The 13983-nt window shown below is 67.8% G+C and carries 14 protein-coding genes and 1 other RNA gene; 11 read left to right on the top strand and 4 right to left on the bottom strand.

What is annotated here, in order from left to right:
- Positions 1-15 precede the first annotated feature (15 nt).
- Together IE113_RS03350 and IE113_RS03345 are read right to left on the bottom strand one after the other, a co-directional pair.
- Positions 16-1215, bottom strand: a complete 1200-nt coding sequence (locus IE113_RS03350; RefSeq protein ID WP_308430035.1) for a glycosyltransferase — start codon at positions 1213-1215, stop codon at positions 16-18.
- Positions 1212-1784, bottom strand: coding sequence for a helix-turn-helix domain-containing protein (locus IE113_RS03345; RefSeq protein WP_189539022.1), 573 nt, complete (start codon positions 1782-1784; stop codon positions 1212-1214). Before IE113_RS03345 ends, IE113_RS03350 begins: the two co-directional genes overlap by 4 nt.
- A 98-nt stretch (positions 1785-1882) precedes the next feature.
- Here IE113_RS03345 and IE113_RS03340 point away from each other — a divergent pair, with 98 nt between their 5' ends.
- Positions 1883-2353 carry a DUF6456 domain-containing protein gene (locus IE113_RS03340; protein ID WP_189539021.1) on the top strand — a complete coding sequence of 157 codons (471 nt, stop codon included), beginning with the start codon at positions 1883-1885 and terminating at the stop codon, positions 2351-2353.
- A gap of 4 nt (positions 2354-2357) precedes the next feature.
- On the opposite strand, the gene IE113_RS03335 is transcribed toward IE113_RS03340, so the two are convergent.
- Positions 2358-4145, bottom strand: coding sequence for an ABC-F family ATP-binding cassette domain-containing protein (locus tag IE113_RS03335; RefSeq protein WP_189539020.1), 1788 nt, complete (start codon positions 4143-4145; stop codon positions 2358-2360).
- Positions 4146-4212: 67 nt separating this feature from the next.
- Here IE113_RS03335 and IE113_RS03330 point away from each other — a divergent pair, with 67 nt between their 5' ends.
- From IE113_RS03330 to IE113_RS03310, 5 genes are all read left to right on the top strand, one after another.
- Positions 4213-5055, top strand: coding sequence for an aminotransferase class IV (locus tag IE113_RS03330; RefSeq protein WP_189539019.1), 843 nt, complete (start codon positions 4213-4215; stop codon positions 5053-5055).
- 103 nt (positions 5056-5158) lie between these two features.
- Positions 5159-5395, top strand: coding sequence for a PepSY domain-containing protein (locus tag IE113_RS03325; RefSeq protein WP_308430034.1), 237 nt, complete (start codon positions 5159-5161; stop codon positions 5393-5395).
- A 77-nt stretch (positions 5396-5472) separates the two neighbouring features.
- Complete coding sequence (locus tag IE113_RS03320; RefSeq protein ID WP_189539017.1) at positions 5473-6147, top strand: response regulator transcription factor; 675 nt, start codon at positions 5473-5475, stop codon at positions 6145-6147.
- Positions 6148-6212: 65 nt separating this feature from the next.
- Positions 6213-7535 carry a sensor histidine kinase gene (locus tag IE113_RS03315; RefSeq protein WP_189539604.1) on the top strand — a complete coding sequence of 441 codons (1323 nt, stop codon included), beginning with the start codon at positions 6213-6215 and terminating at the stop codon, positions 7533-7535.
- Positions 7535-8233: a hypothetical protein gene (locus tag IE113_RS03310; RefSeq protein WP_189539016.1), complete on the top strand. Its 699-nt coding sequence runs from the start codon at positions 7535-7537 to the stop codon at positions 8231-8233. The genes IE113_RS03315 and IE113_RS03310 overlap by 1 nt, the downstream gene beginning before the upstream one ends.
- Before the next feature lie 6 nt (positions 8234-8239).
- On the opposite strand, the gene IE113_RS03305 is transcribed toward IE113_RS03310, so the two are convergent.
- Positions 8240-8533, bottom strand: a complete 294-nt coding sequence (locus tag IE113_RS03305; RefSeq protein ID WP_189539015.1) for a chorismate mutase — start codon at positions 8531-8533, stop codon at positions 8240-8242.
- A gap of 89 nt (positions 8534-8622) precedes the next feature.
- Between IE113_RS03305 and IE113_RS03300 the strand changes: the two genes are divergently transcribed.
- The 5 genes from IE113_RS03300 to ffs all read left to right on the top strand — a co-directional run bounded on the left by IE113_RS03300 (position 8623) and on the right by ffs (position 13977).
- A complete protein-coding gene (locus IE113_RS03300; protein ID WP_189539014.1) occupies positions 8623-9639 on the top strand; it encodes a polyprenyl synthetase family protein in 1017 nt (338 codons plus the stop codon).
- Between the two features lie 73 nt (positions 9640-9712).
- The gene (locus tag IE113_RS03295; RefSeq protein WP_189539013.1) at positions 9713-10729 is read left to right on the top strand and encodes an aldo/keto reductase; all 1017 of its coding nucleotides are present in this window, start codon (positions 9713-9715) and stop codon (positions 10727-10729) included.
- A 41-nt stretch (positions 10730-10770) separates the two neighbouring features.
- Positions 10771-13221: an ATP-dependent helicase HrpB gene (hrpB, locus tag IE113_RS03290; protein WP_189539012.1), complete on the top strand. Its 2451-nt coding sequence runs from the start codon at positions 10771-10773 to the stop codon at positions 13219-13221.
- Positions 13222-13312: 91 nt separating this feature from the next.
- A complete protein-coding gene (locus IE113_RS03285; RefSeq protein WP_189539011.1) occupies positions 13313-13591 on the top strand; it encodes an ETC complex I subunit in 279 nt (92 codons plus the stop codon).
- Positions 13592-13881: 290 nt separating this feature from the next.
- Positions 13882-13977: signal recognition particle sRNA small type (gene ffs / locus IE113_RS03280), an RNA gene on the top strand.
- The last annotated feature ends 6 nt before the right edge of the window (positions 13978-13983 follow it).

The raw sequence follows: 13983 nt of genomic DNA, 5'->3' as shown, positions 1-13983 counted from the left end.
GCGGTGTGGTCTGGTTCAGTGCTGTTCGGACAGCGGCGCAGAGACCAACCGCCGCCAGTGTTCCACCAGTGCGGCGGCGTTGGCTTCCCAACTGAACGGGGCTGCGCCGCGCAGCACCTCGGCCCGGGCCGGGGGCACGGTCAGCAAGTCCCGCACGGCGGCGGCAATCGCGTTGCCATCGCGCGCCGTCATGCGGCCCCAGGCCGGATCGGTCAGCAGCTCCTGCGCGCCGGGGATCGGCGTGGTGACGACCGGCGTGCCGCAGGCCAGCGCCTCGACCCAGGCATTGGCCAGGCCTTCGCTGGCGGTGGGCAGCACGAACACATCGGCGGCGGAAAGCACCCACGGCAATTCGCCATGCGGCACCGCGCCGAGGAAATGGACCCGCTCCGCCAGGCCCAGCGCGGCGGCGCGGGCGCGTAAGGCGGCCTCGTCCGCCCCGGCTCCGGCCAGCAGCAGGTGCGCATCCGGCAGCTGCGCCAGCGCCTCGATGGCATAGGTCTGCCCCTTGCGCGGGATCAGTGCGCCGACCGTGGCCAGCAGCGGCGCATGGGCCGGCAGGTTCAGTCGCGCACGCGCCTCGGCCCTGTCCAGCGGGCGGAACACGCTGCGGTCCAGCCCGGTGCGGTGGATCGTGATCTTGTCGCGCGGAATGCCCAGCGCGGCCATGTCGTCCGCGATCCCGCCTGCCACGGCGAGCAATCCGGTCGCGGCCAGTCCTGCCTCACGCACTTGCCGCGCCGTGCCGGGGGCATGGCCCCAGTGGTGAATGTCCGCCCCGCGCGCCTTGATCGAGGTCGGCAGGTTCAGCGCCTTGCCGATCCGTACCGCTGCCGGGCCATCGGGATAGAAGAACTGCGCATCGACCAGATCTAACGGTGCATCGGCGTGAAGCTGGCGCGCGAGGGGCAGGACCGCGCGGGCAATCGCACTGGCGTTGAAGCGCCCGCCGATCCCCGGCAACAGGGTGAACCGCGGGCGCAGCACCGGCACACCGCCGCGCTGCTCTACTGCCGCCACGCCGCGAAGGGCGCGGTAGCGCGGATGGAGCGAGAGCGGGAAGGGCGGCAGGCCGATCGGGTTGATCAGCGTCAGCTGCACGTCACCGCGCGCCGCCACGGCCTGCATCTGGCGTTCCACGAACACGCCGAAATTGGGGGTGTGGTCATTGGGGTAAAGCGTGCTGAGCGACAGCACCCGCAGCGGACGACTCACAGCTTGCGCACCAGCATGTCCGCGCCGGCCAGCCATGCCGGATGGTCGATCACCACTTGCCGCGTCCCTTGCCCCGGCGGCAACAGCGCGATGCGCGTGCCATCCCGGTCGATCATGCGGCCAAAGGCAAAGCGCCCGCCCGCGCGCGGGGCGAGCACATCGCGGTTGAGCAGCCTGCCAAAGCCTTCCGGCCCGACCTGCCGCAGCCAGACCTGATCCCCGGCGCGGTATTCCCCGGCGCTGGCCTCTACCGCCAGCACCACCAGCGCCCCGTCGCCTCCAAGCGCGGTCGGCAGGACCGCGTCGCGCGGTTCGGTCAGCGGCTCGGCCCCGGCCTCGGTCATCCGGGCGATGAAGCGCGGGGTACCGTCATGGCTGGTGCGGACCAGCAGTTCCGGTTCCACTTCCAGCGCGGCGGCAATGCGGTTCATCCAGGTGAGCGACAATTGCCGCATCCCGGTTTCCAGCCGCCCGATGGTCTGCGCGGTGGTGGGGGGCGTGCAGCGCGCGGCGACGTCGGCCAGCGTCAGGTTCTTCGCCTTGCGAATGTCACGGATACGGTTGATCATGGCGGACGCCCTTTAACCAGAATGGTTTTAAAGCTTTCCTACAATAACGCCGTTTTGGCAAGTCTTTGCGCGACTCGAACGATGCAAAGGGACCCTGCATGACGCGTATCCTGAAGGAAGTGGAACTGGCCGACAGCGGCCCGCTGCGCACCGCCCCGCGCGCTGGACGCCGCAGCGTGACCGTGAACATGGCCGAAAGCCCGCTCGGCTGGCTCCACGCGCGCGGCCACTTGTCCGACGCGCAATTCGCCGCGGGTGATGCACTGCGCCGCGACTGGGAACGGGCGCAACTGTCCGCCGGGGTGACGATGCGCTGGGATGCGGTGCGCATCACCGGCACGGGCGAACGCGGCCTGAACCCCGGCGAACGCCAGCTCGCCGCCCGCCAGCGGTTTGACGGCGCCATCGCGGCGGCGGGGCCGGGCTTGTCCGACGTGCTGTGGCGCGTGGTCTGCGCGGGCGAAACCCTGCCCGATGCCGAACGCGCGCTGGCCTGGCCGGTGCGCAGCGGCAAGCTGGTGCTGAAACTGGCGCTGGACCGGGTTGCCGGGTTTTACCGGATCGGTTGAGCGATTAGCCCTCGACCTGCTCGGCCAGTTCCAGCCAGCGTTCTTCCGCCGCGTCCTTTTCTGCGCGGGCGGCTTCGATGGCCTTGGTCAGCGCGGCGAACTTCGCCGGGTCGCGGGTGTAGAGCGCGGGGTCGGCCAGTGCGGCCTCGTCGCGCGCGATTTGCGCCAGCAGCTCCTCGATCCGGCCGGGCAGCAGATCGTAATCGCGCTGGTCCTTGTAGGAGAGCTTGCCCTTGCGCGGTGGCGGGGGAGGGGGCGGCGGCGCGGAAGGCGCGGACGCAGCCTTGGGCTTGCCCGAAACAGTGCGCTGCTGGCGCTGCTTTTCCCAGTCGGCATAGCCGCCCGCGACGACATCGACCTTGCCCGATCCGTCCAGCCCCAGCGTGATCGTGACGGTCCGGTCCAGGAAGTCGCGGTCGTGGCTGACGATCAGGACGGTGCCGTCATAATCGGCGATCACTTCCTGCAACAGGTCCAGCGTTTCGAGGTCGAGGTCGTTGGTCGGCTCGTCCAGCACCAGCAGGTTGGACAGCCGCGCAAATTCGCGCGCCAGCAGCAGGCGCGAACGCTCTCCGCCGGAGAGGGTGCCGACCCGCGCCTCGACCAGGCCGGGGTCGAACAGGAAGTCCTTCAGGTAGCCCTGGATGTGCTTGCGCACCCCGCGCACGTCGATCCAGTCGCCCCCTTCGGCCAGCACGTCGCGGACGCGTTTCTCGGGCGACATCAGGCTGCGTTGCTGGTCGATCAGCACCCCTTGAAGGGTCTTTGCCAGCGTCACGGTGCCGCTGTCGGGCGCGAGTTCGCCGGTCAGCAGCTTCAGCAGCGTGGTCTTGCCCGCGCCGTTCGACCCGACGATCCCGATCCGGTCCCCGCGTGTGATCCGCAGCGTAAAGTCCTTGATGATCGGGCGATCGCCGAAGTTCTTGCAGACCTTGTCGGCCACGATCACGGCCTTGGACTTGGCATCGTCCACCGCCAGCCCCAGCTTGGCCGTGCCTTGCGGGGATAGCATCGCGGCCCGCTGGGCGCGCATTTCCCACAGCTTTTCAAGGCGGCCCTGGTTGCGCTTGCGCCGCGCGGTGACGCCGCGTTCCAGCCAGTGCGCCTCGATCTTCAGCTTGGCGTCCAGCTTTTCGGCGGCGCGGGCCTCTTCGGCATAGACCTGTTCCATCCAGGCCTCATACCCGCCAAAGCCCACTTCCTTGCGGCGGATCGACCCGCGATCCAGCCACAGCGTCGCCTTGGTCAGCCGGGTCAGGAAAGTACGGTCGTGGCTGATCACCACGAACGCGCCGTTATAGCGGCTCAGCCATGCTTCCAGCCAGTCGATCGCGGCGAGGTCCAGGTGGTTGGTCGGTTCATCCAGCAGCAGCAGGTCCGGTTCCGACGCCAGCGCGCGGGCAAGGGCGGCGCGGCGGCGTTCCCCGCCACTGGCGCTGTCCGCCGCGCGGCTCATGTCGATGCCCAGTTGCCCGGCAATCGCCTCGACCTCGTGCCGGGGCGGGGCGTCCGGGCCGTGCAGGGCAAAGTCCATCAGCGTGGCGAAACCGGTGAAGAACGGGTCCTGCTCCAGCACCACGATCCGCGTGCCCGGCTGGACCGAGCGCTTGCCCTTGTCGGCATCGATGCTGCCGGCCAGCAGCTTCAGCAGCGTGGTCTTGCCCGCGCCGTTACGTCCGATCAGCGCCAGCCGGTCGCGCGGGCCGACATGAATGTCGAGGTCGCGGAAGAGCCAGCCATTGCCTTGTTGCAGGCTGAGGCCTTCCCAGCTGAGGATCGGTGCGGCTGCCATGATGCGCGGCAACTAGGCGGCGGATGCCAAGTTGACAAGGCGCCAGCGCCGGGGGCAGGGATGGGGGATGCGAACAGTCTGGCTAAACGGTGAATTCCTGCCCGAAACCGAGGCAAAGGTATCGATTTTCGATCGCGGACTGCTGTTCGCCCAAGGGGTCTATGAAGTGTCCCCGGTGCTGGACGGGCACTATTGCAACTGGCCCTATCACGCCGCGCGGCTGGAACGGTCGAAGGCGACCGCACGGATCAGCGACGATACCGACTGGCCCGCCGTGCTGGCCGAGTTGATTGCCCGCAACAACCTGACCGAGGGGCGGGTCTATCTCCAGATCACCGGCGGCGCGCCGGAGGACCGTGATTTCCTCTCGCCCGTGCCGAATGTCCCGGCCACGCGGTTCGCCTTCACCCAGGACGCGGCGCTGGTCGATATTCCCAAGGCGAAGACCGGCCTGAAGATTATCCTGCACCCCGAAGGACGCTGGGCGATCCGCTCGGCCAAGACCACGCAATTGCTCTATGCCGTGCTGGCCAAGGAAGTGGCGCGCGAAGCCGGGGTGGACGATGCGTGGCTGGTGGAAAATGGCGTGATTACCGAACAGACCAGCGCCAACGCCCACATCATCGATGCGCGCGGTGTGCTGGTGTCGCACCCGGTGGACACGGGCGTGCTGCCGGGCGTGACCCGGATCAACGCGCTGGCCATCGCGCGGGAGATGGGACTGGCGGTGGAGGAGCGCCCCTTTACCCCGGACGAGTTGTTCGCCGCGCGCGAGGCGTTCGTTTCCGCCGCCGGATCGCTGGTGCTGCCGGTAGTCGAAGTGGACGGCAAGCCCATCGGTTCCGGCACGCCGGGGCCGCTCACCGGCGAAATCCGCGACCGCTACATAGCCTTGCTCCGGCGTGGCTAAGTCATTCACACCGCGTTCAATCCCGGCAGCCTATCACCCGAGCATTATGCGAAAGCTGACAGCCCTCATCCTCCTCGCCCTTGCCGTGCCGGCTGTTCCGGCGGTGGCCCAGCCAGCGGGTGAGCAGAAGCAGGTTCGGCGCGAAGCGCGCGCCGGCAATGTCCTGCCGCTGCGCCAGCTGGAACAGAAAGTGCTGCCAATGATGGGCGGCGCGCAATATCTGGGGCCGGAATACGACCCGACGGTAATGGTCTATCGCCTGAAGTTCATCCGCGAAGGCCGGGTGATTTTCGTCGATATCGATGCCCGTTCGGGCGACATTCTGCGCCAGTCGCGCTAGACGCGGCGGCAGGGCAGATTGCTTGACGCCATGGGGGTTAGGCTCCATTTGATCGGCCTTCCACAGGGGAATTTCCAATGCGCATCCTGATCGTCGAGGACGAACCGACTCTCGGCAAGCAGCTGAAGTCCACGCTTGAAGCCAATGGCTATGCGGTCGACCTGTCGGTCGATGGCGAGGACGGGCACTTCATGGGCTCGACCGAGGATTACGACGCCGTGATCCTTGACCTGGGCCTGCCGGAAATCGACGGGCTGACCGTGCTGGGGATGTGGCGGAAGGAAGGCCGCAAGTTCCCGGTGCTGGTGCTGACCGCCCGCGATAGCTGGTCGGACAAGGTCGCCGGGCTAGACGCTGGCGCGGACGATTATCTGGCAAAGCCGTTCCAGACCGAGGAACTGATTGCCCGCCTGCGCGCGCTGATCCGCCGCGCATCGGGCAACACCAGCAGCGAACTGATTGCGGGCGACGTGCGGCTGGATACGCGCTCGGGCCGCGTCACGCTGAACGGTGAGCCGGTGAAGCTGACCGCGCAGGAATACAAGCTGCTGTCCTATCTGCTCCACCACAAGGGCAAGGTCGTCAGCCGCACCGAGCTGATCGAGCACATCTACGATCAGGATTTCGACCGGGATTCGAACACGATCGAAGTGTTCGTTACCCGCATTCGCAAGAAGCTGGGCGCCGACGTGATCACCACGATCCGCGGGCTGGGCTATAGCCTGGACGATCCCGCCCAATCGCGCGGGTAAGCCGGGGAAGGGGCGTGGCCGACACTCCGAACGCCCGGTCCCATATCGGTTCGTTGTCGCGCCGCATGATGGTGATCGCGGCGGGCTGGATCGCGATCCTGCTGCTGCTGGGCGGGATCGCGCTCGACCGGACGCTGACCAATCTCGTCACGCGCAATTTCGACAACCAGCTGGGCTATATGCTGACCGCGATGATCGGTTCGGCTGAAATCGGCCCGGACGGGGAAGTGTTCTTCAACCGCCCGCTTGGCGACCAGCGCTTTCTGGAGCCGAACAGCGGTCTCTACTGGCAGATCAGTGGCAAGGGGCATGAGGATTTTCCCTCGCGCTCGCTGTGGGACCGCAGCCTGAAAGTCCACGCCGACCATTTCGACAACGCCCCCCACATCTATGACAGCGATCAGTTTCCGGGCGAGCCGCTGCGGGTGATGGAGCGCTCGATCATCCTGCCGGGCAGCGACACGAAATGGTGGTTCACGGTCGCGGAAAGCCGCACCGAACTGGATGGCCAGATCCGCCGGATCCGCTCGATCCTGGCGTGGAGCTTTCTGGTGCTGGGGCTGGGGCTGTTCCTGATGGCGGTCCTGCAGACCTGGTATGGCCTTGGCCCGCTGCGCGGGGTGCGGCTGGCGATCCAGCGAATGCGCACCACCGGGGCCAACCGCGTGACCGATCCGCTGCCGCTGGAAGTGCAGCCGCTGGTGCAAGAGCTGAACGCCCTGCTGGCCCATTCGGAAAAGCAGGCGGAAGAGGCGCGGACCCATGCGGGCAATCTGGCCCACGCGCTGAAAACGCCGCTGACCGTGGTGATGAACGCCGCGACGGCCCGCGCGCCGGACTTGCCCGATACCGTGATCCGCGAGGCGGCGGTGATGCGCCGCCAGGTCGACCACCACCTCGCCCGCGCCCGCGCGGTTGGCCGCCGCGCGGTGGGGCAGGCGCGCGCCAGCGTGGCCGAGAGCGTGGAGGCGGTGCTGCGCGCGGTCACGCGGCTCTATGAACGCACCCGCTTCGACCTTGACGGCAACCGCGACGCGCAAGTGGCGATCGAGCGGCAGGACCTTGACGAAATCCTGGGCAACCTGATCGAGAACGCGGCCAAGTATGGCGGGGGCAGCGTGTTCGTGACGCTGGACGCCGTGCCGGGCAGCGAGCTGTGCGAAATCTGGGTCGAGGACGACGGCATGGGCATCCCGGAGGCAGAACGCGAACGCATCTTCGATCGCGGCGCGCGGCTGGATACCGGCAAGCCGGGGACCGGGCTGGGCCTGGCGATCGTGCGCGACGTGGCCGAGATTTATGGCGGTTCGGTCGCGCTGGAAGAGAGCGAGGACCTTGGCGGCCTGCTAGTGAAGCTGCGCCTGCCACGGGCACGAGGGGCGGGGTGATGGGCGGAGCCACACGCACGTTACTGGCCGGACTTGCGGCGCTTGGGCTCAGCGGGTGCAACATGGTCGTGTCAGAGCGGCCGTGGTTCAATGCTGCCTCCGGTCCGCAGCTTAAGGACGGCATCTGGGCGATGGTCGATACCGAAGACTGCGTGGTCGATCCCGCTGCCGCCCTGCCGGACTGGCCCGATTGCGCACGCCCGGTGCTGGCGCGCGGCGGCGAATACCTTGGCCCGGCCTCTGATGACGATGAGCTTCCGCCGGCGCAGCGGCTGGATCCGGCGCGCTGGGACAGGATTGCCCACGTGCTGGCCGACGGCAGGCCGCAGATTGACCAGATCGCATCGAAAGGCCCGGTGCTCGCCAGCGGTCCACCGGTTGACGGCGTGGACGAAGGCAAGCCGTTCTACATCTATACCGCAGTCCAGCCGGTCGCGCTGGACGATGCAGGCCGCATCACCGCCCTGCGCCGCTGGCCGGTGCTGTGCGGCCCGAAACCGGCGCGCAAGGCGAACAAACCCGGGCGCAGCCGGTTCGTGACCGACAAGCCGTTCAAGGGGCTGGCCATCAAGGGCGAGGGCTGCACCGCGAAAGACGTTGCCGCCTTGCGCCGCGCCGCTGCGGGCAGCGAGGCGATTGCGGGCGGGGACGGTTTTGCCATCATCACCAGCCGCTGGGTGCGCGATTACGCCCCCTGAGCGGGCTTACTTCCCTGCCGCCTGTTCGTGGTGGCGGATCACTTCCTGAATGATGAAGCGCAGGAACTTTTCGGAAAATTCCGGGTCGAGCTGGGCATCCTCGGCCAGCTTGCGCAGGCGCGCAATCTGGCGTTCCTCGCGGCCCGGATCGGATGCGGGCAACTGCCGCTCGGCCTTGTAGGCGCCGACCGCCTTGGTGATGCGGAAACGCTCCGCCAGAATGTGGATCAGCGCGGCATCAATGTTGTCGATGCTGGAGCGGAAACCGGCGAGGACGGGATCGGGTTGCGGTTCGGACATATTTGCGCCGTTAGCATGTCATTTTGGACAGTTCCATGGCCCTGAATGCACTTGCGTTCGGTCGCGCCGGGGGGCAAGGGCCGAAGCCGATGAGCGCCAACGTGATCCCCCTGCGCCCGCGCGCGGAAGAGCCTTCCCTGCAGCCGATGCTGGCGCTGACCGCCGACGGCATGAACGCCGTCAATTCCGTGATTCTCGACCGGATGCAAAGCCGCATTCCGCTGATCCCCGCGCTGGCCGGGCACCTGATCGCGGGTGGCGGCAAGCGGATGCGCCCGATGCTGACGCTCGCCGGGGCGGCGCTGTGCGGCTATCAGGGGTCACGCCACTACAAGCTGGCTGCAGCGGTCGAATTCATCCACACCGCCACCCTGCTGCATGATGACGTGGTCGATGGCAGCGAACTGCGCCGGGGCAAGGCGACCGCCAACATGGTGTTCGGCAACCCGGCGACCGTGCTGGTCGGCGATTTCCTGTTTACTCGCAGCTTTGAACTGATGGTCGAGGACGGCAGCCTGAAAGTGCTGAAGATCCTGTCCAACGCCAGCTCGGTCATCTCCGAAGGCGAAGTCGATCAGCTGACCGCGCAGCGCCAGATCGAGACGAGCGAAGAGCGCTATCTCTCGATCATCGGCGCCAAGACCGCCGCGCTGTTCGCCGCTGCCACCCGGATTGCCGCCGTCGTCGCCGAAAAGAGCGAGGCGGAGGAGCGCGCACTGGAAGATTATGGCCGCAACCTGGGCATCGCCTTCCAGCTGGTCGACGACGCGATGGATTACGATTCCGACAGCGGCGAAATGGGCAAGGGCAAGGGCGACGACTTCCGCGAAGGCAAGATGACCCTGCCGGTGATCCTGGCCTATGCCCGCGGGACCGAGGAAGAGCGTGAATTCTGGCGCGCCGCGATTGGCGGGCACCGCACGTCCGATGCGGACCTTGCCCATGCGGTGGAACTGATCGGCCGCCATGATACCGTCAACGCTACCCGCGAACGCGCCCGCCACTTCGCCCAGCGCGCGATTGACGCGATTGCCGGCTTCCCGGCTGGCGCGGCCCGCTCGGCCATGGCGGAAGCGGCGGAGTTCGCGGTTTACCGCCGGTTCTGATCAGGCCGTATTGACCCGGCCCTGCTGACCCGTCACGCTGCTGCAAACACAGCGTAACGGGAGAATTGGCATAATGCAGCATCGTCGCCTCGGCACATCCGCCCTTGTCGTATCCGACATCTGCATGGGGACGATGACGTTCGGCAGCCAGGTGGACGAGGCGACATCGCTGCGCATCCTCGACCAGTGCTATGACCAGGGCATCAACTTCTACGACACGGCGGAGGGCTATCCCGTGCCGCCGGATCCCAAATGGGTGGGCCGGACCGAGGAAATCGTCGGCAAGTGGCTGAAAACCAAGCCGCGCGATGCGATCATCCTGGCTACCAAGGTGTCCGGTCCCAGCCACGTCTGGTTCCGCAGCCCCAAGCGCAATGGCATGACCGCGCTGGACCGGCACAATATCATGGTCGCGGTGGAAGACAGCCTGAAGAAGCTGGGGACGGACTATATCGACCTCTACCAGACCCACTGGCCCGATCACGACACGCCCTATGACGAAACGATGGAAGTGCTGGGTGAACTGGTCCGCGCGGGCAAGGTGCGGATCACCGGCTGTTCCAACGAAACCAGTTGGGGCCTGATGAAATCCATCGAAGCATCGCAGCGGCTTGGCACCGTGCGCTACCAGACGATCCAGAACAACTTCAGCCTGAACAACCGCCGGTTCGAGGACGAACTCGCCCAGGTCTGCCGCAAGGAAGGGGTCAGCCTGATTCCCTATTCGCCGATTGGCGGGGGCGTGCTGACGGGCAAGTATTCCGGGGGTGCGCGTCCTGCCGGTGCGCGCTTTACCCGCTATCTGGAAATGGAAGGGCGGCAGGCGGCGATGGGGCGGCGGTTCGTCAACGAAAAGTCCGTCGCCTCGACCGAACGGTTCATGGCCATCGCTGCCGAAGCGGGGATGAGCGTGGCGACCATGGCGGTGGCATGGTCGAAGCAGCACGATTTCGTGGCCTCCACCATCGTCGGGGTCAGCAAGGAAGAGCATCTGCCCGACATCTTCGCCGCCGCCGATCTGGTGCTGCCGAGCGATGTGATGAAAGCCATCGACAAGGTCAGCCGCGAGATCATGTATCCGATGGGATAAGTCCCTCCCCGGAGCGGGGAGGATCGGCTAAGGCCCCCGCTGTGACCGACCTGCCGATCCATACCGTCCTGCCCGATCTGCTCGCCGCGCTGCGTGGCGGGACGAGCGCGGTGCTGATCGCGCCGCCGGGGGCGGGCAAGACGACTTCGGTGGCCACGGCCCTGCTGGACCAGCCGTGGTGCAGTGGCAGCGTCTTCCTGCTGTCGCCGCGCCGGGTCGCCGCCCGTGCGGCGGCGGAGCGGATGGCCGAATTGCTGGGCGAGGCACCGGGTGAGACGGTCGGCTATCTCACTCGCCTGGACAGCAAGCGCAGCGCGCGCACCCGTGTGCTGGTGATGACCGAGGCGATCTTTGTCTCCACCATTCTGAACGACCCGGAGCTCTCGGGCGTGTCGGCGGTGTTGTTTGACGAAGCGCACGAGCGGCACCTCGATTCCGACCTTGGCCTCGCACTGGCGATTGAGAGCCAGCAGTTGCTGCGCCCCGAATTGCGGCTGGTTGTGATGTCCGCCACGATCGACGGTGCGCGCTTCGCCGGCCTGCTCGGCGATGCACCGGTGGTGGAGAGCGAGGGCAAGGTCCATCCGCTGACCATCCGCTGGCTGGGCGCGCGGCCGGACCTCAGAATTGAAGAGGCAATGACCAGCGCGATCCTGACCGCCTGGCGCGAAGAGACGGGTGACATCCTGGCCTTCCTGCCCGGCGTGGGCGAGATCGAGCGGGTGCGCGAGCGGCTGGCGGACAAGCTGCCCGCCGCGCTGGTGCTGCCGCTGCACGGGCAGTGCGAACCGGCAGCGCAGCGCGCGGCGATCCGGCGCGATCCGCAGGGGCGGCGGCGGATCGTGCTGGCCACTGCCATCGCCGAAACCTCGCTGACGCTGGACGGGGTTTCGGTGGTGGTCGATGCAGGCCTCTCGCGCCGGGCGGAGTATGACAAGGCGGCGGGCGTCACCCGGCTGGTCACGCACCGCGCCAGTCAGGCGGCCGCCGCGCAGCGCGCGGGTCGCGCCGCGCGGCAGGGGCCGGGTGTGGCGTACCGCCTGTGGGAAGAGGCCGCGCATCCGGGCCGCGCGCCGTTCGATCCGCCGGAAATGCTGACATCCGATCTCGCCCCGTTGCTGCTGGGGCTGGCGCAGTGGAGCGCGGGCGATCCGGCGGCGATGGCATGGATCGATCCGCCACCCGCCGCTGCACTGGCTGCGGCGCGGGGCGTGCTGCAATCGCTCGGCGCGCTCGATGCGGCGGGGCGGATCACGCCGCACGGGCGCAAGATGGCGGCGCTGCCGATGGCCCCGCGCGAGGCACATATGCTGCTCTATGCTGCGCAGCATGGCGCGGCGGTAGAGGGCGCGCGGCTGGCGCTGCTGCTCCAGGAGCGGGGCCTTGGCGGGCGGGGGGAAGATCTGGCCGCGCGGCTGGACCGCTGGAACGCGGACCGCTCGGCGCGCGCCGAGGCATCGCGCCAGCTGGCCGAGCGCTGGGCACGGCAGGCCAAGGGACTGGTGGAGCGGACAAGTGCCGATGTGCCGCCGCCTGGCATCCTGCTTGCCGAAGGCTTCCCCGACAATATCGCCCGCCGCCGCTCTCCCTCTGGCGAGGAGTGGCTGACGGCGGGGGGCAGGGGGCTGCGGCTCGATCCCGCTTCCCCGCTGGCCCGCGCCGAATGGCTGGCGGTCGGCGATGCGCAAGGGGCGGCCACCGGCGCGCGCATCACCGGGGCGATTGCTCTGGACGAGGCGGAAGTCACGCGCTGGCTGGCCCACCGGATCGAACGCCGCACCGCGCTGCGCTGGGTGGCGGATGACAGGCGGGTCGAAGCGCTGCTGGAAGCACGGCTGGGCGCGGTCACGCTGACGCGCGGCCCCGATCCCGCGCCCGATGCGCAAGCGATCCGCGCGTTCCTGGTGGACCGGATCCGGGCTGATGGGCTGGGACTGGTCCCGCTGTCCCGCGCCAGCGAGAACCTGCTGCGCCGCGCCCGTTTTGCCGGTGTCGCGGCGCTTGGCGAGGAAGCCTTGCTGGCCGAGCTTGACGACTGGCTGGGACCGCTGCTGACGCGGCGGCTGGATCAGCTCGATTCCGGCAAAGTGCACGAGGCCCTGCGCGCGCGGCTGGATTATGCGGGGCAGCAGGCGCTTGAAAAGCTCGCCCCGGCGCAGTTCACCAGCGCGGCGGGCACGACCCATGCGATCGACTATGACGATCCGGGCGGCCCCAGCGTGGAACTGCGCGTGCAGGCCCTGTTCGGGCTGGATCGGCACCCCACGTTCGGCCAGCCGCCGCAGCCCCTGTTGCTCAAGCTGACCGATCCGGGCGGCAAGCCGGTCCAGACCACGCGCGATCTGCCCGCGTTCTGGCGCGGATCGTGGCGCGACGTGGTGAAGGACATGAAGGGCCGCTATCCCAAGCACCGCTGGCCCGATGCGCCGTGGGACGAGGTGGCCAGCCTGAAAACCAAGAATGCGTTCCTTGCCAGGCCGCAGAGCCGCTGACGCGGCTGCGGCTGTAAAAACGCTCAATCGCCGCGCGGGCTGATACAACCGGACTTGATTCCAGCCGCGATTCGACGCAGGGCTGCTGCCCATGTCCGCACGTATCTATCAGCGCCCGAAGAACGCCATGCAGTCTGGCAAGGCCCTGCTTGGCCAGTGGATCCTTGAATTCGCGCCGGCCGAAGCGCGGCGGCCCGATCCGCTGATGGGCTGGACCGGCTCGGGTGACACGCAAGTGCAGGTCGTGCTGAAGTTCAACACCCAGGCCGAAGCGCAGGCCTATGCCGACAAGCACGGCATCGCGGCCGAAGTGCATGCCACGCCGCCGCGCCGCCTGAAGTTGCAGGCTTACGCGGACAACTTCCGCTAAGCTGACGGCGCGCACCGCCGCGCTTTCATTGCAATCCTGCCTGCTGTCACCGCACTCGCCAGGGTGACGGGGCGATCTCTGTTGTCAGATAATCCGCTGGAGCGGAGAACTGGAACGGGCGGGCCGGTTGCCTGGGTCGCGCTGTAAAGCAACCGGCCCGCCCGTTCCGACCCTTTACCCAGGGGAGGGAGAGGGTCTGTTCGCCGCTGCCGGAGCTGCGGCATGGCAGCTGCGTAACCCGAATCGCACACATGGGCTTGCGCAAACGCGACAGCGCCGCCATATGCGCGGCGGGAGTCCGGGCGGACGTTTGCGTCCGCCAACTTGGTCAGGTCCGGAAGGAAGCAGCCACAACGGATTGCGGCGGGTCGCCCGGCTCCTTTTTTCCTGAC

Origin of the sequence: Novosphingobium arvoryzae (assembly GCF_014652615.1) — a bacterium.
In the GTDB taxonomy this organism is placed as follows: domain Bacteria; phylum Pseudomonadota; class Alphaproteobacteria; order Sphingomonadales; family Sphingomonadaceae; genus Novosphingobium; species Novosphingobium arvoryzae.
Note: the sequence above shows the minus strand (reverse complement) of the source record. Positions and strands in the feature narration are given on the sequence as shown.